Below are 22,458 nucleotides of genomic sequence, written 5' to 3' on the forward strand. Positions count from 1 at the left end.
TCTCGAACAAAACGAAAGGGGTTAAATTGCCTGTTGAGGTCACTTTTTCATCGCATTTTTGATACCAAGCGTAGGTCGTTGGAGGTAAAATTGGCAGGGAAAAGCCTTGGGAGTAGATCATTGGGTTGAGAGTATCTATTTGTCAGTCCAACAGTTTCCTAAGAGACGTTCTGGACATTCATCCTCAGAAACCGGAATATCCTTAATGACTATTCTCATCGCCCGTTCCATCGCCATTTGCACAGCACTAGCTATTTCCACACCAAATTCTTCTTTACCAAAAATATCCGCTTCATCATGACAGCAATTCCCCACCCAAGCTTCCCATTCAGGATAAGCATCAAAAGCCGCTACGCAGTACGCCAAAAAGGTTTTAATAATATCAGCTTCACACATTGTCCAGTAAGCCGCATTAGCATCTGGACTTTTCACTGAAACCAACGTAGAATATAGACCATTAAACTTTTTCCATTTGCCCTCTATCTTCGGCTCCCTACCATCTTCAACGTTTTGCCGCCATTTAGGGAGAAACACACCGCGACCCGTTAGACAACGGACATAGCCCAAACCGAATTTACTACGCGATTGTATTAGATGCATCCCTAACACCGATGGCAAATCATGATTCGCTTTTTCAACAATAGAGTGCTGAAAAGAAGCCAGAACCTTATAAGTTTGCCTCCAAGCTTTAATCGAATTTTTCGCACTCTCATCCGATAAAACAATTCCAGATTTAGTCCGGATTGTCTTTTGCAACGTGCGCCATCCTTGCAGATTCTGCGACCCATAGTGAACCGACTTAGACATGGCTCGTAAACGAGAAGCCTGTGCATAATTGGCGTGGTGTTTATCTAACGTCCATCGCCTAATATTCTCTTCAGTCCAATCCGACCCCATACCCTCCAACTGGGATAATTTCTCAGCAATTGTGCAAAAGATATCCCCGTGAGGGCTATTAAATCGGGCAATTAACTCCGGGTCAAGAGACGCTTGAGTTGCCACTCTAGCATGAAGCTTAGACGCATCACACCAAACACCAATACATCCTGAATGAGTGCGGAATACCGAGCGAATAGGTGGCAAATTGTAGGGCGTTAACTCAGGAGGAAATGTAGTCGGTGAAGGAGGATTCTGTAAATTCGGTTCAGAACAGCTACTGCGACCAAATCCCTTGCGATTGATTTGGGTATACTTTCCTCTAACGAAGCCATTTCTTACTTGAGCCTGAATAGAATGTAGATAATCGACATAGGTTTTAGTTGTCTTGATAACGCTAATTAAACGTACTTCTGGAATCCCCCATAACTTACTTAAATCATCAACATTGGCTGATTTGAGCGTAACCCGAAACCTTCTATTGATAAGAGCAATTAACTTCTTCGGTGAATAAAGATGAGGAAGACACTCAGAAAACGTTCCACCCAGTTGCTCCACCAACGATTGATAAGCCGCCTCGTAAGCAACAGTGACATCAGCCAACACCCCTTCATCCACAGGCATCCCGTAGTGAGACATTTGAGCAAAAGCCGGTGACGCGGCACACTCGATTAAATAGCTAGTCCAAACCCCAATTTCTTTGAGCCGAGGCTCTAATAAATCATGTACCTTAATCGTAATAGAAGCATCATTGGCGGCATAATTGAATTGATTATTACTCAATTGCCCATTGCCTAAATCCCCCCAACCCCAGTCAGAGGTTTGTCGGGATTTATCGATAGAGATTCCCAGTCGCAAACAAACACTTTCTAAACTGTGGGGTTTCCCGTGCTGTTTTAACAACCAAGGGTCTAGTCCAGCCCAGTAAACTTGGGACATAAGTTTAGTATCTCGGAGGTTACGGATGGGAAAATTATACTTAGCCAACATCCATCGCTGCTCAAAATCTAGGGAATGTCCAACCACTTCAACCTGGGGATTCGCTAATCGTTCTTGAAGCGTTGTCCAGAACCCCAGAGACTCTAATTTCTGATGAATACGTGAGCGTTCTTTTGCCGTCCACCCCAAATCTATTACTATTACTTGGACAGCAGGTTGTTCTATAGCTATCTGAATTAAGCGAATCTCTCCCGTTTCCGGTGCAATTGCTGGAGTGGATGCCCGAGAAAAAGTTTCTAGGTCAAATCCAAATCGGGGGGATTGTTGAAAAAGACCTATTGCCTGATTCAATCCTTGGTTCTCTAGACCGATTATATTATCTTGCCGTGAAGCTTCAGGAAAAAGATTCAGTTTATACTGGTAGAATTGAGTCATGCTGAATTGAGTCGTAAAAAAAATCAGCCCCCAGTTATGGAGGCTATTGGGTAATTAAGCCGCAGACTTCCCGATAACAAAAGCGTCAATTCGAGTGGGTTTGTTAGCTTTAGAGAATCGGGTGTAGAGTTTCAGCCGGAATTCTTGACCGAGATTAACGGGTATCCCATCAATCTCCGTGAACGTTCCCAGAACCTTACCCGATGTATCCCGGGCAACCAGATAGTTACCAAAGCGCGAATCCGAATCCACCTTAACTTGGAGTGTTTCCCCCTTGAATAAGGTGTCGGGATAGTCAGAACCCTTAAGTCCAATCAGCTTGAAGGTGTGAATAGGTGGGTTGTCTAGGACATCGAGGATAAAGGGCAGTCCAACCAAGAAGACGAGGGCGGTGGAACGTTTCGTGGTATTATTACGGTGCTGGACTTGCCACAAGGCGGCAATAACCTGGCGACGTTGTTGCTGTGTTTTACAGTTATCCAACAGGCTTCTGTATTTGTCAGTTACTCCCTTAAGATTCTCATCAATTTTGTCCTGTACCGTGCGTGGGACTCTTTGATTACGTTCTTTGTAGGGTTTAGCCGGAGCAACAGCCCTTTGCACATCCTGGGCGAACTCTTCGACCCGTCGTTGTGCCGCTACAAGCCAGGAGTTAGGCACTTTGTCAGGAAACAAGTTGATGAAAGTTCGCAAGTTCGCCATCCGGAACTGAGGCGGGATGAACAGTTGGTTGACCTCGCCTACAAGTTGAGAGATGGTATCTGTAGCCCCTTCGTTGACCGGTAGCGGCGTCTTCACATAGACATCGCGGTTCCTGTAGTGTGACAGCCAGGGGACGCGGTTGTATCCCATCGCTTTTTGGGCGTTTGAGATCACAGTTGGGTCTGCTTTGGCGGCGTGTTTGAGGCTATCGACCTCAATTTGCAGTTGTTGAGCTAATTCCTCTACAATATCGGAGCGACCTATGGCATTGGCTTTGGCAATCAGGTAGGAGATGAGTCCCACATTGTTGCTCATTGCCCGAACAGTAATCTCCGCTAAACTGCCATCCAGGATTTCCTTGTCTTTGGTCAGTTGTGGTGCTTGAGCAAAGGTCTTAATCGCAGCCGCCACGTTGGGAAGCCTTTGGGCTGGTTTCCAACAGACCAGGTCTCCATCACAGTCACCCCCAATTTCACGCCACGTTTTCTCTGATGCCGCAATAATCCCATCAAAGTTCTGCCAGCGGTCAAGGGCGCGGTTGACCCAGACTTTCCAATCATAGCGCCAGCGCATGGGATAGCGGAAGCCCACGACCTCTGTGCCATCAGGAATGCCAGGAATACAGACTTCCCCGTCTTCGAGTTGCTCGTCGGGCATAGTCATGCTGGTGTTAAACTTAAGGCTTCCCCCCGTTGCCAGTCCCACGAGGTACTCGCGCATCAATTCCAGGGTGTGCTTGACGACTCGCGGGTGGGTGGTCAGGATACTATGAGTGTCATGGTGGAGAATTTGTAGCAGTTCGGGCGTGGAAGTGCCGGAGACTTTAGCCGTTAAGAATTCTAACAGATGCGTGCGATCGCTACTTAATTCATTGAGTTCCCGCACAGCTTTGAGCGTGTCGGGTACAATATCACGCTTAACGGCGTCCCACGGTAAGAACTGGATACAAGAATAGCTGCTGTTAGCGCTTCCCCAGCGTTTGCCCGGATTCCGGGGCGCCAGTTGAACCACGCCAAAGACCAGGGCTTTGGGCGCTCTGATGCCATTGCGTCCGGGGTTATTACCCTTGAAGCAGGAGCGAGGGATAACCAAGGATACTCCATTCGGGTCACTGTCTAAGGAAGGCAGGTAGGCAATAGTACCTTTAGTGAGCCAACATTTGTCGGGGTCTACAGCACGGAATTGGAACGGCACATAGGCTTGCATCCCAGAGTCTTAAACAAGAGTGCCGATGCCTTGGCGTGGCAATCCCCCGTTCTGAATTTACCATCCTCGACGATACGGATTCTCAGCGTCAGGGTAGTAATTAGCTGACATTCCGTCGTCAAGTTACTACCATAATTAGCCGCCGCCCGATTGCTTCCCAGTAAGCGTAGAAAATGGTCGGGAGTTGAGTCCTCTTCAGATTGGGCAAATATCGCCCGACCCAAGCGGCGGGAGTTCGTTGCACCAGAAAGTTTGAAGGTTTCCCACCCCTTCTTCAGACTCGCGATCGCGCCGGGACTATCCTCTTTTTCAATAAATCCTGACACGTCGCCGATGGCGAATTTAGCATCGGGATATAAATACTGGAGTAGGGTATTATAGTACACAACTTCAGTTGGCAGATAGTCTTGTTGGTATAAGTCGTATACGGGAAGTTTGAGAACATTTTCGCTCATAATTTATACCGTGAGAGTGTAATCGCTTCCATACGAGCGATAGCGAGCAAAGACTTTCTAGGAAAAACCCCAATGCATCTAGCTGACACAGCCGCAACCAGCCAGAACAGAGCAGAAGGGTTACTTCATCAGATTAGGGATGAGGTTCCAGAACCCCTCTGCCTCCTCTGAAAGGGCGACTCAAAAAGCTAAACGGCAGACTAGCTGTAGGGTGGGAGAAAAAGTCTTAATTTTTCAACCCGTAATTTGCACAGGCATTAATAAATACGTGAGATTTTGTCCCCCTAATGGGGTAAGAATAGCCGGGGAATGGGTCTCATTAATTTGCAGTCGGATATCAGAAGTTTTGGTAACTTTTAGACCCTCAATGAGATACTGGCTGTTGAAGGCAATTTCTAGGTCTTTCCCGGAAATTTGTGCGGGAATCACTTCCTGACCCGTGCCATTTTCTGTGGCGGTTGTCAGGAGAACGTGTTGGTTCTTTTTGTCAAGGGTCAATCGGATCACTTTGTTCTTAGGATCAGCTAATATGGCAATCCGTTCCAGGGCTTTTAGTAGCTGACGTTTTTCGACCGTAATGTGATTTTTGAATTTTTTAGGAATCAAGGCGCGGTATTCTGGATATTGCCCTTCTAAAGTACGGCTAGTCAAATAGGCTGATTGAGCATCAAAGATCACTTGACCTTGGCAGTAATAGAGGGCAATTGGATTTTCTGGCTTGGAGGTGGAAAGTATCCGGTCTAACTCAGTGAGGGTTTTGGTGGGAATCGTCAGTTGGGTTGGTTCCGCTTGTGCCTCATCAGTAGTTTCCGTCTCTGTCACCTGAGTCGCCGTCTGCGCTACCGCAAGTCGATGACCATCAGTTGCCGCAAATTCCAGAAAATCGGGTTGTACGGTAAGGTGAACGCCACACAGAACCTGTTTGGCTTCGTCCGTGCTAGTGGCAACCAAGGAACTTTGCACTCCCTCGCTTAACGATGACGTAGGAATTTGAAGGGAATGTCCCCCATTAATAGCAGGCAGTTGGGGAAAGTCTTCCGGGTTTGTGCCTTTGAATTGGTATCGTCCGCTAGCGTGGGTTAGGGTAATCATCCAACTGGGGTCAGCATCTTCTGTTTCCTGGGGTTCAGGTTGTACCGAAACTGTAATGTCTCCCTCGGGCAGATGGGACACGATATCCTGGAAAAGTTTAGCTGGGATAGTAACCTGACCTCCCGTTTCAATGTGAGCCAGGAAACGGGTTTTGATTCCCAAGCTGAGGTTAAACGCTGTTAAGTGTATCTGTTGCGTGTCTGAGCAAGCAGATAGGAGTATATTACCTAAAATGGGGTGAGAGGGTCGAGATGGAACCGCACGACAGGAGAGAGAAAGGTGAGTTTGTAGGTCAACAGAGGAGCAAGTTAGTTTCATTGTTTTTCTAATAGGTAAGCAGAGTCAGGAGACGGGTGGTAAAATAATCCGAGGGTAGTCCTTGTTTGATTTCACCTTCGAGATTAAATAGCGCGATCGCACTTTTGATCAGCCATGAGGTTGAGAGTCCTTGAATGTCCTGCTTGAGGAAGTACAAGCGGTTAGGGTTAGAAACACCTGTAGCAGTTGTTAAATCTTTGTCGCTGCGGATTCCAGCCTTTAATGCCGCTTTAAGTTTTAACCAAGTCCGAATGAAGGTTAGCAGGGTGGCTGTAATTTTGAGGGGGGGTTCTCCCACCGAAAGTAACTGTTGGCTTAGTTGGTTCACTTGCAGAACGTCTTTGTGTTTGAGGGCGTTGGCAAGTTCTAGGGTTGAATGGTTGAGGTTAGGGATTAGCTGTTTGATTTCACCAAAGGTGAGAGTTTCCTCACCGCGACAGGTGGCTAATTTTTCCAGTTCTTGAGTCGTGCGAGCGCTGTTAGAACCTGTAGCGCTGGCAATGTAGGTAGCAACGGCTAGAGGTAGGTTGACTCCCAGAGTGCGTGATTCTTGCTGAACGTTAGTCGCCAGTTCATTGATTTTCCAGGAAGGCGTACAATTAAATTGTTTGACAGTTGTTGCACGTTTGATGAGTTTGCCGATGCGAGTCCGGGTGTCGAGTGGAGTAATCAGAATAACAGTTGAGGGTGTATTTATAGACAGCAGTGTGTTGAGCAATTCAAAGTGGTTGGCTGTAATTTTGCCTCGAATAACTAGAAGCTTTTCTTGACCGTATAAAGGCAGAGTCTGGGCGTACATCAGGGCGGCTTCTAGTTGGTCAAAGGAGAAGTTTTGAACATTGAAAATCGCCCAAATTGGATCTAAATTATGCTTCTGTTGTTGGATGAACTGCGTGATTCGATAGGTATCATTTCCTGTGAGAGTGAAAGCTTTCATAGAGACTAGTAAGGTAAGCTATTCGGTATTTAGATGGGGATACTTCAATCCCAAGGAAGGCAACAGGGAATACACAATAGAAATGCGTTAGGGTCAATCCCTTGTCAGGTAAGCTTTTTTCTTCACTATTCCTCATTCCCTATTCCCTATTCCCGCAACGCGATAGCGCTATAGCTTAAGAAAGGTGGGGAATAGTGAACTCAATTCCCCCTCTCTTTTACGGCAAGTGTCATTCCTTTCCTAAACAAGGATAGGCAAGTTGCAGCAGGCAAATTTCCAGCCCGATTAAAGGGTTAGAGGATTGTTGAATGCTTAACGCTGCGGCTTCTAGGGTTAGGAGCCGATGGTGTATTTCTGGGATGGAGACAAGCTGGGATAGAGATTCGATGGAAGACAGGTCAATCAGGCTGGCGAAGGGAACTTTACCTTGTTTGAGAGAATTAGTGTCTTGGGAAAGTTGAAACACCAGCAAGTCTCGGTGAATGGCGAGGAGTTCTTTGACTAAGTGAACGGGTTCTACTCCCTCATCGTTGAGTTGGTTAGACAGCGCCATCAGATTGTGAAGTCTTTGGGGTGTATCCTGGAAAATAGAAACACAAAGGTCTACTAAGGAATCAGCCGGAATACTGCCAATGACGTCCCGGACATGGTGAGGTTCAATCTTACCATTCGTACTCATCGCCAGTTGCTCTAACAGTTGTACCGAATCTCTCATACCTCCTTGAGAATGCTGAGCAATTAGCCGGAGAGCTTCAGGGTTAGCCGAGATTTTCTCATTTAGAGTTATTTGGCTTAATCGTTCTGTGATATCTTGGGTGGAGAGACGGCGGAATTGGAAATGTTGACAGCGACTGATAATAGTATCTAAGAGTTTTTCAGATTCAGTTGTTGCCAGAATGAAAATAGTATTGGGAAGTCGGTCTTCAAATAGCTTGAGAGCCGCATTTTGGGCAGAGCGGCTCAACATTTGGCACTCATCTAGATAGATGATACGGTAGCGATTAGTTGTTGACAGTTTGCTGTAATTAATCAGTTCCCTGATATCATCGACACCATTGTTACTGGCGGCATCCAGTTCTCGGACATCCAAGTTACTGCCTGAACAGATGCTGCGGCAGCTCAAACAGGTGCCACAGGGGGTGAGGGTTGGTTGGCTCGATGATAGGCAGTTAAGAGATTTGGCGAAAATTCGGGCGGTGGAGGTTTTCCCTGTTCCTCGTGGACCATCGAATAGGAAGACGTTGGGTAGGTTTCCCGTTTTGAGTTCGTTGGTTAGGGTTCTGACAATTAGGGGTTGACCAACTAGCTCAGATAGGTTTTGAGGGCGGTATTTTAGATGCCAAGGTTGGTAGGATTGTTGAGATGTCATCGTTATGTAGCGTTTGAATCTTCGTGTTTTCAAGGCAGTCGCCGGGAATAGTTAAATCTAATGGCTGGAGGAAAGTAAAGATGAATGAACCCAAGACGAAGAAGACGAAGAAGACAAAAAAGAAAAGAATATTCAGACAATCCAAGAAGTTACAGGAACTCATTGTAATACTTTTGCAAGATTCTCCCATGAGTTGGCTGGCTTTGTTAAGGAAAGTGCGCCAGACTGCCCCCTATTGGTCACGAAAATTGAAACCCGATTCTCCTACGGTTAAGTTTAATGTGGAGGCTTTGCTGCAAAAAGGAATCATTACTCAGGATGACCAAGGCGTTTATCATGCAACAAAAACCTGGTAAAGCTGGTTAGAATGTCGGTCTAGTAACTACACCGCATCAAGTGCAGATTTGCTTCCCCCTGAATTTTTCTCAAGTTTTCAATTAATTCCCACACCTTAGTTAACCTTAGCCGTTATCGGATAAAACCAACCCGGCTCTGTGCGGAGTCTAAACATGCGATCGCCTTTGTGTTGTACAGGGCGATCTTGCTTCATCCATCTCATCTTGCCCCTCCCAAGAAGTGCATAAGCTCCAAACCGCTAGACGTACTAACGAGAGTGAAAGGGTTTTTGGTGATGCAATCAAACGATGAAAAACATCCTCAGTTGTTTAGGAATTGCCACAGTTATACTGTGTGCTGGACTGTACGCTTTTCAAGGAACGGCGACTAACCGACAGCCGAAAACAACTCCCACTATCGCCGCGCCCTCGTTACAACCCAACCAAACGGCGACTCCAACCCCCATCAGTACCAATCAACCCAAACCAACTCCCTCACCTTTAGCGATCGCTCCCACCTCTGGCACTCAATTATATTACCAGCGACGGGCATCGCTAAAGGCGGGGAAAATTTACACACACCCCAAACATCTCATCGAGCCTCCTGAAACCGGAAAACTCCCCAAACCCACTCACCAACAGTGGAAAAATCTCCTCGCCCAAGAAGCCCAAGCCGTTGTCAAAGGACAGGGTGACAACCGTCTAGCCCTTTTAGTCGGCGATTCCCTGAGTCTGTGGTTCCCTCCAGACTATCTACCCGAAGGATACTTGTGGCTCAATCAGAGTATTTCCGGTGAAAATTCCACTCAAATCCTCAACCGACTCTCTATCTTTGCCCACACTGAACCCGATATTATCTATGTCATGGCGGGAACAAACGACCTACGCCAAGGGGTCAGCGACGAACAAATTCTCAATACTATCCGTCAAATTCTGTATCGCCTGCGCCAAACTCACCCCCAAGCTCAAATTATCGTCCAGTCGATTCTACCCACTCGAGTAAGTATTCAATCAAGCGATCGCATTCACCACCTCAATGAACAAATCGCCGCGATCGCCGTTCAACAACAAGCCAACTACCTCAATCTCTATGCACTATTTCTCGGTCGTGACAATCAACTGCGACCGGAATTAACCACTGATGGCATTCATTTAACCCCTCTAGCTTACCGGATTTGGCAGCAGGAACTGTATTATACAGCCATCTTAAGCCATCCTTAAGATCAAGGGAACAACGGTGAGCTACTCAAGGAACATCTGCACCGGAGGTTGGCGGGGATTAACCTGAGTGGAGCAAATATGTTTACCAATTCATTGGATAGCGATCGCCTTTTATTTTTATCAATCTGTACCGGAGTAACGTCCGATTAAACACTATTTAAATAGCAATCAAAATCCCGCTGCTGGAAGCAAACAAAAACCACCTTCTCAATCGCAGAATTTCTCTGTAAAAATGTTCTGACTTGCGAGCAGGCAATTCGGGATGCCCAATCACTTGGAAAGCCCAGAAACCCTGTACTAATCGCTGGGAAGGCAATGGTTTTAATCGAGTATTGCTCTGCCAACGTTAGACAGTTCTGATAACATAGAGCTAGCATCCGATCCTCTCCCTGATGACCCCCCTGCCAGGCTGGACCGGCTGTATGGATCACCCATCGAGCTGGCAGATTATAGCCACGGGTAATCTTCGCCTCACCCGTCTTACAACCGTGGAGCTGTTCACATTCTTTCTTTAGCCCCGATCCAGCCGCCCGGTGAATTGCCGCATCAACACCACCACTACCTGACAGATAATTATCCGTCGCATTAACAATCGCATCAACCCGTTGCTTCGTAATATCCCCCTGAATCACCTCAATTCGACCCCGCAGATCATCGGGTAAATTCTGCCCCCGATAGCGTTGACTCCGCTGCACTTGATAGTCATGATAAGTAGACTGGCTCATGCTGCGGCGGCTTCTATGGGACTGGTAAGTAGACATTTTGCGGAATTGTTGTACCCGTCGTGACTGAAGATCCCGATCCAAATCAATTAACGCGATCGCCTCTTGTTCCATCAAAGGGGATGCCGGGGCGGCTAACACTTGTTTCCGGGCGGTTTCTAGCAATTGGCTCGCGGTTGCATAGTCTCCCTCATCCACCTTTTGCACCGCTTCCTTCTTAGCGCGTGCTGCACTCATCAGTACCACCTGTTGCTGCACCTCTGGATTCAGGGGACATTCAGCCAAAGCAGCCGCCGCGACGACGGGCAGTTGAAACATCTGCCGTATCCGTTGTCGTTCCTTCTGTTCGGGTTCATCCCAACTTAAACGGAAATTGCAGAGGTTGGCACTGTCGGCTGCTCTCATGGGTGGCACCTTGAGCCGCACCACAACCACAAAAGGGTTACCCTTGACCAAATTGGGTAACTTGAACTCACCCTGAGGGGAGACATCCAAATCATTAAAGACATCAACCACGTCCACATCTGCTTGTGGTTCAATCCCTAGGCGCACCTCCCGCCCCATGGTTGCCATTAAGCCGTGCAGTTCAGTTTGGAAAATCTCTGGCAGTTGTTCAGGAGTGTCAATGTAATAGTAATTCCCATCCCCACTATTCGCCATCACCTCCAGCAAATCTTCGTTGTAATCATCCCCAACCCCCATTGTGGTGGTACTCACACCCTGTTGTGCCAATCCATAAACATCAGAGGCGATCGCGTCAGCATTGGTTTGCCCTTTGTTGGCTAGTCCATCTGAGAGCAAAATCACCCGATTCAATCCCTCAGGATTCAAATATTGACTCACTTGCTTACCGCCCTCAACCCAGCCATCATGGAGGGCGGTCATGTTTCTGGGGTGAATCCGTTCGATCTGACGGGTAATGTAATTCTTTTCCGTGGCGAGGGTACTGGGGATCAGGGTTTCGACGATATCATCATAAATCGTTACACTCACGCGATCGCTCCCCAGGAGTTGCTGCACCGCATAACACGCCGCTTGACGGGCATAAGCGATTTTCTTCCCTGCCATCGAACCGGAACGGTCAATCACTAAACCCAGATTAAGTTCGGGTCGTTTTAGGTTAGCCTCTGGCTGTGGCGGAACAATTTTAACCAGTACATCTAGGGTTGTCAGAGCCTCTGTACTCACCGCATCGCGCAGGGGAACAAATTCAATCTGTGGGGCGTTCATGGGATGTTACCTTATTGTTTAAAGGGGACATCAAGCCGGATCAGGGAAACATATCCTTGAATTATAAACTCTAATTAGAACCAATTGTTGAGAGCCACTCTAACCAATAGCTAGAAATCATTCACAATCTCTTCAAAGGAGAGTTCGCTCATGTCACACAAATTTGAGTCAGGATTTTTTGTCCATCAAGCCGCTTGGCATAAACTTGGCACCGTCTTGCAAAATCCGCCAACGACTGAACAAGCGATTGTTGAAGCCGGATTGAATTGGCGAGTCATTGAAGAACCCTTATATCAGGTTGAAGGGAATTCTTCAGAGATTATTCTCAAGAAAAAGCTGCGGCGCGATCGCGATCAGGCGTTTCTCGGTATCGTCAACCATGACTACACCCCCCTGCAAAACGAAGAAGCCTTTCGCTGGTTTGACCCCCTCCTCTCGAGAGGCGGCGTGCAGTTAGAAGCCGCAGGTAGTCTCAAAGGTGGAAAACGCATTTGGATTCTCGCCAAACTCATCAATACTGAAGCCGAGATCATCAGTGGCGATATCGTTCGTCCCTATCTGCTGCTTCACAACTCTCATGATGGTTCAACAGCCGTTTGGCTGCAGTTCACCCCGGTTCGCGTTGTCTGTTGGAATACCCTCAATGGTGCTGCACGCTTCCGTTTCGGCGATTTATGGCAAAAGAAAGCCATCTGCATTCCTCACTCTTTGAGCCTTACCGAACAACTCGAACATATCCATAACATCCTCGACCTAACCCAGAAAGAATTCCAGTACAGCGTCGAGGAATACCAAGCCATGGCACATAAGGAACTCACAACTGAGTTACTCGCCGACTACATAGGACGAGTCTTGGGTACAACACAACCAACCTTACACCCAGCCTGGTCACAACTCGTGGCTAACTTTGAGAGCGGACGGGGGAACCAAGGTCAAACACTCTGGGATGCTTACAACAGCATTACTGAATGGCTAGATCATCAGCGAGAAGCACTCGCCGACGCTCGTCTGTTTTCAACCTGGTTTGGCTCTGGCGCTCGCCTACGCACAAAGGCTCATCAGGTCGCCTTAGCCATGCTCAATGATGCTCCAGATGCACACCCATCTGCCTCTCATACTCTCTCCTATCGCTCTACCCAGAGTGCCAGCACTTTGGCTTAATAATATCCTACACCCGTACAAATGATTGGCTTGTTGTCAGCACCAATGATGAACTGGAACAGACAGCAAGCCCTTTATTTTTTTGATTAATTTGATTAATTTGATTAAGATGAAAGCCAACAGCATTTACTTTCTCAGCACTCCTCATGCTGAATAGAAAGAGGAGCGCTGAACCAATTAGAGACCGGACAGGCGGTTAGCATAACACCATGCATTTTTTGCTCTTTCCAAGCATCCCAAATTTGGCATCAGGGTTGGTTGCACAGCGTACCTAACTCAGTTCCGTTTGTAATATATCATACTACATTTACCGAAGCCGTGTCAACCCGCTTGACTCAAATACTCAGGTTTAGCAAAAAGTGAAGCATAGACCACTTGCCCGGATTCTTCCACAAACTGACCCGCAAAATTCTTACCCAGCGCCGTCTTCAAGCGGAAGTCACAGAACCGTTCTTCCTCTTGGACATTGAACGTTTCCACTGGAGTTTGGGCTAACCCATAGCGGACTTGCTCCTGTTTCTCTAGACGGCTTTGATGCAGGTGCTGACGCAACTGTGTCAACGTATGAGCCGCAAAGGGGATAGGCTGAGGAGCCTTGTCCTTAAGCCGCATTTGTTCAACATACATTGCCGCCACACCGTAGCAGAAACACACCAGAGGCATCCATAGTTCTCGGAAATAAGCCACACTGGGTGCAATTTCAACTCCAACTAACTTATCTTGAATAAAAAACAATGCCCCAGTCTGACCATTGAGTAATTCAAAGCGGCTTTGATATTGAGTCAAATACGCCCGTTGGCGAGTAATAATCTGTTCCAGATGACCCCGCTGTTGCAAGCCAAACTGCTGGTTCAGGAGACTAATGTCATTCCAGAGTTTGCTGTAACTCTCTTTACCGCGCAATTGCAACGCAGCAAAGCGCAACGGTAAGGGGAGGATGAAAAACCACTGCTGTTGCTCTTCCAAATAGCCACCTTGGGATTGTTGCACACAGCAGGCATCGGAAAACATCAGATGCTGACCGACAGCGATGAAAGCCGAACGGCACAGAGCATGATTTTGAGCTTGGTCTTGGATATAACCGATATGCAGTGGCACAATCGCCAAACCTTCCTTCCCCGGTTCGGTTTGAGCCGAAGCTGGGTTGGCAAGTTCTACACTGCCGTAGCCCGTAACTCTAGATAACTTGAGACCCGAAAGCGGACTGGTAAATTTGTCGTTTTGATCTAATCCAAATAATGGCACAACAGTCATCGCGCCGGATTGCTGGGGACTCCCGAATTCGTAGGGATATAGGTCAAATCCACGCGGAATTAATTGGTGTTTTTTGTCCTTTGTCATTGGTCATTAATCCTTTGTCATTGCTCACTGGTTAACTCATTGTGTAATCCGTCACACTCTTTCCAATTTTTTGAGCAGAAATTCCCGCAAACAGGGTTCACTCAAGGAGGGGTTGGCTTGGGAGAATAGGGACATGAGCAAGGATTCAAAGTCATCTTGATGCCAAAACTCCAACTGAGGCAGCACAGGAGTCGGTTGTCGCCAGCTTAGGTCATCTTTGTTCGTGAACTTGCTGTGGCAGAACACAACTGGGGTTTCAATGCCTAACTGGGGTAAGGTTGCTGCTACTCTGGCTAAGTCACCCGAGTAATGATTTTCGTAGCCATCAGAGATAATGGCGACGACATCCGGTTGATTCTCCAGCGCATCGACTAAAGCGCTAGCCAGGTCAGTGTTACCGTTGGGTTGGGGAATAGAACCGCTACCGCCAACAGCATAGATTTGCCGATTTGAGCAGCATTGCTCCAACACCAGCTTCAATGCCACAGACTGGGAAATGCAGCAATATTCACGACTGCCATATCCTTGGGTTGAGGCTGAAGCATCCAGGATTATCGCTAGCTTCCCCTTAAACTGGGGGAGGGAGTTGGCGGCGTCTGTAACATAACGCTCAAGAGCTGGTTGCAGTGCCGTCGATGTGCCACCTCGATACAGGTGAACCAAAGTAGCAGAAATATCGCCCCGATTCGTGGCTGTAACCGTGGTGGGACGCTCCTTGGGTTCGGGGTAAGGAGTATGCACAAGCTGATACTCACTATTCCCTAAGTGTGGGCTACCCTTTTTGTACAGTTGAGGCACAATCTGTTTGACTAATTCTGGATTTTGGGCAAACCGCAGCAGAGAACGATGCAGATAAGCCGAATCTGCTATCTCTGGCGTCGAAAGCATCTTGGCACAGCCTCTAGCTGTATTTTTTCCCAGTGCATGTTCTAAGGAATCCACTAATGCTCTGCGACGGCAGTTTGCCATAGAAAGCAATTGAGGATGGTTAAAAATGTAGGCAAGAATCGCTCTTGTTGTATGTTTATGATTCGCACGGACTCGGCGCAGTGCCAGAAACACAGTCAAGATGTGGTCAGCCGGGAGACTTTTTAGCAAAAAATCGGTGACTCTTGAGAGCGTGCGACGAACTTCTGGGGCTATACCGCAACGGGAGGCTTGGAGTAACTGGAATAAGATACGCACTCGCTGCCAAGGTTGCACCGCGTCGGCAAGGCTGAAGAGGGCGTAGAGTTCTGGATACTGCTGATAGGCAGATTGGTGCAACATGGCGTCACTCCATTGGGGGGGTGCGCCATTGCGCCGCAGCATGAAAGGAGAGTCGCGGGTGAGCAGGTGTTGGTAGAACCTGCTGAGCGTGGGTGGATTGGCGTACATTTTGCCACCTCAAACGTCAACCTGTAGAGATGGTGCAGGCAACGTCTCTACAACATCTCCGTTATACTACATAAATAATACAAAAGCAATACGAGAGCCGAACAAGACTTGCTTGGGAATGTGCGCCATGGCGCACAAATTCTCTTTACCCACCAGCGCCAAATTCATCGATAGGCGAAAACGGATTCTCCCTTTTCCTGCTACCCTAATTCCTAAAGCCTGTCACCTTCATCAGTGCTGATGCCTTACTCCAAAGACCCAATCATTGTCACCGTCGCTGAGGCGCTCAACCAGCAAACTGTAGACTATCTCAGAAGGCTCCTGCCACACCTGCCAACAACCGAACGACCAACCCGCAAAGCCGAACTGGTTGACCTAATTCAGCGCTATTTGAAAGGAAAAGAACTCAAAGTGCTGTGGGAAAAACTTGACCCACTCCAACAAACTGCTGTATCAGAAGTGGTTTATTCACTGGATTCACACTTTGATGCGGCTCAGTTTCAGGCAAAGTATGGGCAGTTGCCCAATTGGGGGGCGGTTAATGCCTATGGCACCCTGCAAAACCCTTCCAGGTTGGGACTATTTTTCTTCGACTATCTGATGCCAGAAGACTTGCAGAAACGCTTGTCTGCTTTCGTGCCACCTCCAGCTCAAGCTAAGCTGAAAACAGAGGATGAGATTCCCAAAACTATCCAGCAAGAACAACCCGTCATTGACTACAACAGTAGAACATTTAAAACCCAAGTTGTCGATGTTTCTGTTGAGCAGCGGTTGATGGAAAGAGCCGCACAGCAAGACTTATTAGCGGTGCTGCGGCTGATTGATACGGGTAAGGTCTCTGTAAGCGATAAAACTCGCTTTCCTTCTACGGCTACCTTGAAAACCATGACAGCGATACTTTCTGGTGGAGATTATTACACCGATCCCCCTCCAGAAGAGGATAACTTTTATGACCAACCCATTGGCTTTATCCGTGCCTTTGCTTGGTCGATGCTCGTGCAAGCAGGCGGTTTAGCCGAGTTGTCCAGCAAAAAACTGCGTTTAACCAAAGCGGGTCAAAAAGCCCTCACTCTTGCTCCTCCAAAAACCCTACACACCCTCTGGCAGAAATGGCGTAAAACTAAACTTTTGGATGAATTCAGGCGTATTGATCAGATTAAAGGGCAAACGGGTAAAGGGAAAAGAAGCTTAACCGCTGTGGTGGGACGGCGGGAGGCGATTACAATGGCACTATACGCTTGTCCCGTCAATCATTGGATTCAGGTGGATGAATTTTTTCGCTACATCCAGGCAAGCGATTATGATTTTGAAGTCACCCGCAACCCTTGGGATCTCTATATTTGTGAAGCTGGCTACGGTAGTTTAGGCTATCTGGGGTATCACGACTGGAGTATGTTGCAAGGCAGGTATGTACTCTGCCTATTATTTGAATATGCTGCCACGTTAGGTATGGTTGATGTGGCGTACATTTCTCCACGGGAGGCTCGTTCTGACTATTGCAACAATTGGGGAACCGATGACCTAGAGTTCTTGAGCCGCTACGATGGGTTGCTGTATTTCCGCTTGACTCCCCTTGGCGCTTACTGTTTAGAACTAACGGATCATTACACCCCAGCCTCTCCAGAGGTTCAACCCGTTTTGCGAGTCTTACCCAATCTGGAAATAGCGGCAATGGGAGAATCCCTGACAGCGGCTGATGTGCTGCTACTGGAGTTGTATACCCAGAAGGTTTCTGATGCGGTGTGGCGTTTAGAGCCAACGAAATTACTCAAAGCCGTCGCAGAAGGTTACAGACTCCAAGAGTTAGAAGACTTCTTAGTGGCACGCAGTCCGGAACCTTTACCCCAAACCGTTGAACAATTTTTAGCCGATGTCAAGTCCCGGACAGGGAGTTTGCAGGATTTAGGAACAGCCCGTTTAATTGAATGTAATGATCCGGCGATCGCCCTCTTAATTGCCAATGATTCCCGCACCAAAAAGTATTGTTTCTTGGCTGGGGAACGCCGTTTAGTGGTGCCACTTGAATCGGAAACTCGGTTTCACCGTGCTTTGCAGAAGCTAGGTTATAGTGTGCCAAAGCCTTAAACTCTTCTACCTTCTGCCTTAGATTCTTCTGCCTTTAAATGTCCTACAACCCCGAAAATGCCCTCATTGTCCAGAGCGATCGCACTATTCTCTTAGAGGTTCACTCCCCTAAGGCTGATGGGGCTAGAGTTGCCATCGCTCCCTTTGCTGAACTGATCAAAAGCCCAGAACACATCCACACCTACCGCCTTACCCCCTTGAGTATTTGGAATGCTCGCGCCGCCGGATTAGCAGTGGAAGGGATGCTCACCGCACTCCATCACTATTCCAAGTACCCTGTTCCCGAAGCAGTAATTCAGGAAATCCGGACTCTGGGAGAGCGTTACGGACTCACCCGCATTGAGCGAAAAGACGATCCTTTCTTTCTTGAGCTTAACGTTGCTGACCCGCCTTTGGCAGAACTCTTAATCCGGGAAAAATCGGTTGCCCCTTTCCTAGAAAAGCGCCTTTCCCCCGTCTCCTTTCACCTTAACCCTAGCTTTCGCGGACTACTCAAAAAAGCCTTAGTTGATCTGGGCTATCCAGCTGAAGACTTAGCCGGATACGTTACAGGTGACACCTTACCCCTGCAATTACGTTCTCAGACTCGCAGTGGTCAACCGTTCCAAGTCCGCCCGTACCAACAACAAGCCGCCGAAGCCTTCTATCAATCCGGTTACGTCCAAGGGGGAAGTGGCATCATTTGCCTTCCTTGCGGCGCAGGAAAAACCATTGTCGGTATGGCAGCTATGGCAGCCGTTGGCGAACATACCTTAATCCTAACCACCAGCTTAACCTCCGTGAGACAATGGCGTCGAGAACTCCTCGATAAAACCGACTTACCCCCTGACGCCATTGCCGAATACAGTGGCGAGGTTAAATCCACCGCACCCGTCACCCTCTCCACCTATCAAATTCTCACCTATCGTCCTAACCAAGCAGCTGATTTTCCTCACTTCTCCCTCTTTAACGCCCGTTCCTGGGGGCTGATTATCTATGATGAAGTCCACCTACTCCCAGCTCCTGTCTTCCGCATCACCGCTGAACTCCAAGCCAGAAGGCGTTTGGGACTCACTGCCACTCTGATTCGAGAAGATGGACGGGAGGGAGATGTTTTTGCGCTCATTGGTCCCAAGCGTTACGACGTACCTTGGCGTGAATTGGAAACTCAAGGATTCATCGCCACAGCCTGTTGTACAGAAATTCGCATCCCCCAGGATAGTGAGCAGCAAATGCACTATGCGGTTACTCCTCGTCGCCAGCAGTTCCGAGTGGCGGCAGAAAATCCCCGAAAAGTTGAGGTGGTTCAGCATTTGATCCAACAAGCAGCCGACCACAAAATCCTGATTATTGGGGAGTACCTTTCTCAACTCAAACACTTAGCCAAGGTGACAGCCTTTCCCCTAATTGTCGGTTCAACCTCCCAAACGAAACGGGAAGAACTCTATTCCTTGTTTCGCAGAGGCGAATTAAAAGGATTAGTCCTCTCAAGAGTCGGTAACTTTGCCCTTGATTTACCCGATGCGGACGTGTTAATTCAAGTCTCAGGAAAATATGGCTCCCGACAGGAAGAAGCCCAGCGCTTGGGACGGATTCTGCGCCCTAAAAACGATGGCAGAGTGGCGCGTTTCTATACCCTAGTTTCCCTGCGGACTTGTGAAGAAGATTTTGCCCGTCACCGACAGTTATTTTTGACGGAGCAAGGTTATGGCTATGAGATAGAGATTCTCTCTTGCGTCCATCTCAGGCTACCCTCAGAAATAGTAGTTTTGAAACTGGGGATTTTGCTTTTTGGGATACAATCGGTAACGTTAGCATCGTCGGTTCAGAGATTGGTACAGGTCCAACAGACGGGACATTCCAAGCGTTTCTAACGACCGAGTCGGATGCTGTGTCCACCGCCGAGTTGGAAGCGTTTCTCGGATTGCCTCCTGGAACTGCCAATCTACTCGCTGGAGAAAATGTTGTTCAAGCTTCTGCCATTAAACAGACCTTTACAGCGAAGGCAGGAGATGTTTTTACACTAGATTTTAATTTCCTGACTAACGAGCTAACCCGACCAAACGGATTTTTCGACGACCTTTTCTTTGGAATTGGTATCGCTATTCCCTCCGGTGATATAGTAACGGCTCAACGGGAAAATATATCAGTGGATTTACTGCCCAAACGAGGAGTTATTGCCTCTAATACAACGTTCGCTTCGGAGTCAGGTTTTGTTACTGGACCTGAAGATGGTCGTTTCGTCATTCCCTTTGATGGAACATTCATGATTGGACTTGGAGTGGTAGATGTCGATGATGAAAATTTCGCCTCTGGTGTATTGTTAGACAACATCACCTGAAGGGGTGACAAGCAGCTCAAAAGCTTGGCAAACAAGGCATTTCCCCCCTCTTCCGAGGTTGTGTCGCGGCTGAAGCGGGAGTTTGAGCGGGTCAAAGCGGCATTAATGGAGATTAAGTGCGGTTGAAGGCAATTTGTAGGGGCGGGTTTAGGGACTAAAATCGGCTCCTCACCAATAAATGAAAAACAAAACCCGCCCTCCTCACTGCATCTATTGGGTTGACGGAACCGGGCGATAGGTTGCCAACTCCATCGTAAAGCTAGCCTGACCCGAACAAAGCGATCGCACTGCCGTAGAATACCCAAACATTTCCTTCAGGGGGACTTCAGCCTGAATCACTGAATACCCTTCCATTGTCTTTGAACCCAACAGTAAACCCCGTCTGGCGCAAAGATCCCCTTGCACCCGCCCCAGATACTGATTCGGTGTCTCTACATCCACCCGCATAATCGGTTCCAGGATAATCGGTTTAGCCATCGCTAACCCCTGTAAAAATCCTTGCACCGCTGCATAGCGAAATGCCAAGTCCTTAGAATCAACTCGGTGATAGCTACCCCCTTGGAGAATCACCTTAACACCCGTTACCGGATAACCCATCAGCACTCCATTCGCCGTCGCCTCCCGAAATCCCTTCTCACAAGCCGAGATAAATTCCTGAGGAATCGCACCGCCGACAACCTGACTCTCAAAAGCAAAGGCTTCCTCACAAGGTTCAATTCGACCAATGACATGGGCGTATTGACCTGCACCACCCGCCTGCTTCTTCAGCTTATAGTCAAAGGATGCCCCTTGGGAAATAGTTTCCCGATACGCCACTGCTGGCGCACCCACATCCACCTCAGCCTTGTACTCCCGCTTCATCCGTTCAATGTAGATGGCAAGATGTAATTCCCCCATCCCACTGATTAGGGTTTGATTGGATTCCGGGTCAACCGTAACCCTGAATGTAGGATCTTCCCGTGTAAACCGATGCAAGGCTTTGGACATACGTGCTACATCATCCTGATGCTTGGGAATGATGGACAGAGTAACCACAGGTTCGGGAACCACAATTCCCTCCAGGCAAAGATTGCTTCCCAAATCACACAACGTATCACCCGAGGCACAATCAATACCCATCAGGGCAATAATATCCCCAGCCGTCGCCTCTGTTATCTCTTGTCGGTGGTTAGCGTGCATCCGCACCAGTCAATTCGCACTCGCTTACCCGTGCGGCTATTTTTGACGGTATCTCCTTGGCGTAGCGTACCGGAATAGAGGCGGGTATAGGTAAGCTGTCCCGTGTCCTCATCGGTAATTTTAAACGCCAGTGCTAACAGAGGGTTATCAGGATGACAATCCACCGTCACCGACGCCTGCGTCTGAGAGTCAATCGCCTGCACCACTTCCCGTTCATTGGGAGAAGGAAGATAATGGGCGATCCCATCTAATAGATTCTGCACTCCTTTATTTTTGAATGCCGAACCCATCAGCACAGGGGTTAACTGGAGGCTTAAAGTTGCCTTGCGAATGGTTTCCCACATCAACGCTTGCGGAACCGCCTCACCGTCCAACAGTTTCTCCATAATCGTATCGGAGAACATCGAAAGCAGATCCAGCAGTTTCTCCCGCGCCTCTTGTGCTTGTTCCCGCAGGTTTTCCGGAATCGGCAGAATCAGCCGTTGTTCGCCGTTTTCGCCAGCAAAATAGTGCGCCGTCATCTCAATTAAATCGATGACACCTTCAAAAGTCTGCTCACTACCGATAGGATACTGAAGTAGTAAAGGATTCAGATTCAGCTTATCCCGCAGCGCTTGCACAACAGAGAAGGGATTCGCACCCAAGCGATCCATCTTATTAATAAACGCAATCCGGGGGATACGATAGCGCTTCATCTGCCTGTCTACCGTCAGCGACTGCGACTGCACCCCTGCCACCGCACAGAGTACCATAATCGCACCATCAAGAACCCTTAGCGATCGCTCGACTTCAATCGTGAAATCAACATGTCCAGGGGTATCAATCAGATTAATTTGGGTATCGTTCCAAGTACAAGTTGTCGCGGCTGAGGTAATGGTAATTCCCCTTTCCCCCTCCAATTCCATGAAATCCATTGTGGCACCCGAACCACCTCCCCGAACCTCTTCAATTTTATAAATTCTGCCCGTGTAGAAAAGAATCCGTTCGCTCAATGTGGTTTTACCGGAGTCGATATGGGCAGAAATTCCAATGTTGCGGATATTACTTCGGGGAATCATGTTACTGGCTCCTTTTATGCCAGAGTGATGGACATTGTGCCGCTGCTGCGGCAATGTCACCAAAATGCTACATAAATACTACAAGTGTCAATCAGCTACC

The 22,458-nt window shown here is 48.1% G+C and carries 15 protein-coding genes and 1 pseudogene; 6 read left to right on the plus strand and 10 right to left on the minus strand.

Going from position 1 to position 22,458, the window contains the following annotated elements; genetic code table 11:
- Positions 1-135: 135 nt before the first annotated feature.
- The 6 genes from MC7420_RS19910 to dnaX form a co-directional block, all read right to left on the minus strand.
- Entirely contained in the window at positions 136-2,250 is a 2,115-nt protein-coding gene (locus tag MC7420_RS19910) for a DNA polymerase (RefSeq protein WP_006102551.1), read from the minus strand.
- Between the two features lie 54 nt (positions 2,251-2,304).
- Positions 2,305-4,158, minus strand: coding sequence for a hypothetical protein (locus MC7420_RS19915; protein ID WP_006102440.1), 1,854 nt, complete (start codon positions 4,156-4,158; stop codon positions 2,305-2,307).
- Positions 4,122-4,613 carry a hypothetical protein gene (locus tag MC7420_RS19920; protein WP_044208381.1) on the minus strand — a complete coding sequence of 164 codons (492 nt, stop codon included), beginning with the start codon at positions 4,611-4,613 and terminating at the stop codon, positions 4,122-4,124. Before MC7420_RS19920 ends, MC7420_RS19915 begins: the two co-directional genes overlap by 37 nt.
- A gap of 234 nt (positions 4,614-4,847) precedes the next feature.
- The gene (gene dnaN, locus MC7420_RS19925) at positions 4,848-6,023 is read right to left on the minus strand and encodes a DNA polymerase III subunit beta (RefSeq protein WP_006102409.1); all 1,176 of its coding nucleotides are present in this window, start codon (positions 6,021-6,023) and stop codon (positions 4,848-4,850) included.
- Positions 6,024-6,030: 7 nt separating this feature from the next.
- Entirely contained in the window at positions 6,031-6,960 is a 930-nt protein-coding gene (gene holA / locus MC7420_RS19930) for a DNA polymerase III subunit delta (protein ID WP_006102403.1), read from the minus strand.
- 229 nt (positions 6,961-7,189) lie between these two features.
- Complete coding sequence (dnaX, locus tag MC7420_RS19935) at positions 7,190-8,329, minus strand: DNA polymerase III subunit gamma/tau (protein WP_006102461.1); 1,140 nt, start codon at positions 8,327-8,329, stop codon at positions 7,190-7,192.
- Between the two features lie 80 nt (positions 8,330-8,409).
- On the opposite strand from dnaX, the gene MC7420_RS19940 reads away from it, so the two are divergent.
- The gene (locus tag MC7420_RS19940) at positions 8,410-8,685 is read left to right on the plus strand and encodes a hypothetical protein (RefSeq protein WP_006102424.1); all 276 of its coding nucleotides are present in this window, start codon (positions 8,410-8,412) and stop codon (positions 8,683-8,685) included.
- Positions 8,686-8,973: 288 nt separating this feature from the next.
- Complete coding sequence (locus MC7420_RS19945; protein WP_006102496.1) at positions 8,974-9,885, plus strand: GDSL-type esterase/lipase family protein; 912 nt, start codon at positions 8,974-8,976, stop codon at positions 9,883-9,885.
- A gap of 146 nt (positions 9,886-10,031) precedes the next feature.
- Here MC7420_RS19945 and MC7420_RS43875 read toward each other — a convergent pair whose 3' ends face one another.
- Positions 10,032-11,837: a macro domain-containing protein gene (locus MC7420_RS43875; RefSeq protein WP_006102531.1), complete on the minus strand. Its 1,806-nt coding sequence runs from the start codon at positions 11,835-11,837 to the stop codon at positions 10,032-10,034.
- Between the two features lie 150 nt (positions 11,838-11,987).
- Here MC7420_RS43875 and MC7420_RS19955 point away from each other — a divergent pair, with 150 nt between their 5' ends.
- Positions 11,988-12,998 carry a DUF932 domain-containing protein gene (locus MC7420_RS19955; protein WP_006102538.1) on the plus strand — a complete coding sequence of 337 codons (1,011 nt, stop codon included), beginning with the start codon at positions 11,988-11,990 and terminating at the stop codon, positions 12,996-12,998.
- Positions 12,999-13,319: 321 nt separating this feature from the next.
- Here MC7420_RS19955 and MC7420_RS19960 read toward each other — a convergent pair whose 3' ends face one another.
- Both MC7420_RS19960 and MC7420_RS19965 read right to left on the minus strand, forming a co-directional pair.
- Positions 13,320-14,339, minus strand: coding sequence for an ARPP-1 family domain-containing protein (locus MC7420_RS19960; RefSeq protein ID WP_006102399.1), 1,020 nt, complete (start codon positions 14,337-14,339; stop codon positions 13,320-13,322).
- Between the two features lie 51 nt (positions 14,340-14,390).
- Complete coding sequence (locus tag MC7420_RS19965; RefSeq protein WP_006102463.1) at positions 14,391-15,716, minus strand: hypothetical protein; 1,326 nt, start codon at positions 15,714-15,716, stop codon at positions 14,391-14,393.
- 240 nt (positions 15,717-15,956) lie between these two features.
- Between MC7420_RS19965 and MC7420_RS19970 the strand changes: the two genes are divergently transcribed.
- Genes MC7420_RS19970 through MC7420_RS19980 form a run of 3 tightly spaced genes read left to right on the plus strand, consistent with a single transcriptional unit; the run spans position 15,957 to position 20,121 of the window.
- Positions 15,957-17,801 carry a helicase-associated domain-containing protein gene (locus MC7420_RS19970; RefSeq protein WP_006102485.1) on the plus strand — a complete coding sequence of 615 codons (1,845 nt, stop codon included), beginning with the start codon at positions 15,957-15,959 and terminating at the stop codon, positions 17,799-17,801.
- A 38-nt stretch (positions 17,802-17,839) separates the two neighbouring features.
- A complete protein-coding gene (locus MC7420_RS19975; protein WP_006102478.1) occupies positions 17,840-19,654 on the plus strand; it encodes a DNA repair helicase XPB in 1,815 nt (604 codons plus the stop codon).
- Positions 19,655-19,671: 17 nt separating this feature from the next.
- Positions 19,672-20,121 carry a hypothetical protein gene (locus MC7420_RS19980; RefSeq protein WP_006102422.1) on the plus strand — a complete coding sequence of 150 codons (450 nt, stop codon included), beginning with the start codon at positions 19,672-19,674 and terminating at the stop codon, positions 20,119-20,121.
- A gap of 154 nt (positions 20,122-20,275) precedes the next feature.
- Here the strand turns inward: MC7420_RS19980 and fusA are convergent.
- Positions 20,276-22,358 (minus strand): annotated as a pseudogene (gene fusA, locus MC7420_RS43880) (elongation factor G).
- Positions 22,359-22,458 lie beyond the last annotated feature (100 nt).

Source organism: Coleofasciculus chthonoplastes PCC 7420, assembly GCF_000155555.1.
Lineage (GTDB): Bacteria > Cyanobacteriota > Cyanobacteriia > Cyanobacteriales > Coleofasciculaceae > Coleofasciculus > Coleofasciculus chthonoplastes_A.

Bases quoted from the DNA above. Each gene is read 5' to 3' on its own strand.
- MC7420_RS19945 (WP_006102496.1), top strand. From the start codon at position 8,974: ATGAAAAACATCCTCAGTTGTTTAGGAATTGCCACAGTTATACTGTGT.
- MC7420_RS43875 (WP_006102531.1), bottom strand. From the start codon at position 11,837: ATGAACGCCCCACAGATTGAATTTGTTCCCCTGCGCGATGCGGTGAGT.
- MC7420_RS19965 (WP_006102463.1), bottom strand. From the start codon at position 15,716: ATGTACGCCAATCCACCCACGCTCAGCAGGTTCTACCAACACCTGCTC.
- dnaX (WP_006102461.1), bottom strand. From the start codon at position 8,329: ATGACATCTCAACAATCCTACCAACCTTGGCATCTAAAATACCGCCCT.
- MC7420_RS19920 (WP_044208381.1), bottom strand. From the start codon at position 4,613: ATGAGCGAAAATGTTCTCAAACTTCCCGTATACGACTTATACCAACAA.
- MC7420_RS19915 (WP_006102440.1), bottom strand. From the start codon at position 4,158: ATGCAAGCCTATGTGCCGTTCCAATTCCGTGCTGTAGACCCCGACAAA.
- MC7420_RS19970 (WP_006102485.1), top strand. From the start codon at position 15,957: ATGCCTTACTCCAAAGACCCAATCATTGTCACCGTCGCTGAGGCGCTC.
- MC7420_RS19910 (WP_006102551.1), bottom strand. From the start codon at position 2,250: ATGACTCAATTCTACCAGTATAAACTGAATCTTTTTCCTGAAGCTTCA.
- MC7420_RS19960 (WP_006102399.1), bottom strand. From the start codon at position 14,339: ATGACAAAGGACAAAAAACACCAATTAATTCCGCGTGGATTTGACCTA.
- MC7420_RS19975 (WP_006102478.1), top strand. From the start codon at position 17,840: ATGTCCTACAACCCCGAAAATGCCCTCATTGTCCAGAGCGATCGCACT.
- MC7420_RS19940 (WP_006102424.1), top strand. From the start codon at position 8,410: ATGAATGAACCCAAGACGAAGAAGACGAAGAAGACAAAAAAGAAAAGA.
- holA (WP_006102403.1), bottom strand. From the start codon at position 6,960: ATGAAAGCTTTCACTCTCACAGGAAATGATACCTATCGAATCACGCAG.
- MC7420_RS19955 (WP_006102538.1), top strand. From the start codon at position 11,988: ATGTCACACAAATTTGAGTCAGGATTTTTTGTCCATCAAGCCGCTTGG.
- dnaN (WP_006102409.1), bottom strand. From the start codon at position 6,023: ATGAAACTAACTTGCTCCTCTGTTGACCTACAAACTCACCTTTCTCTC.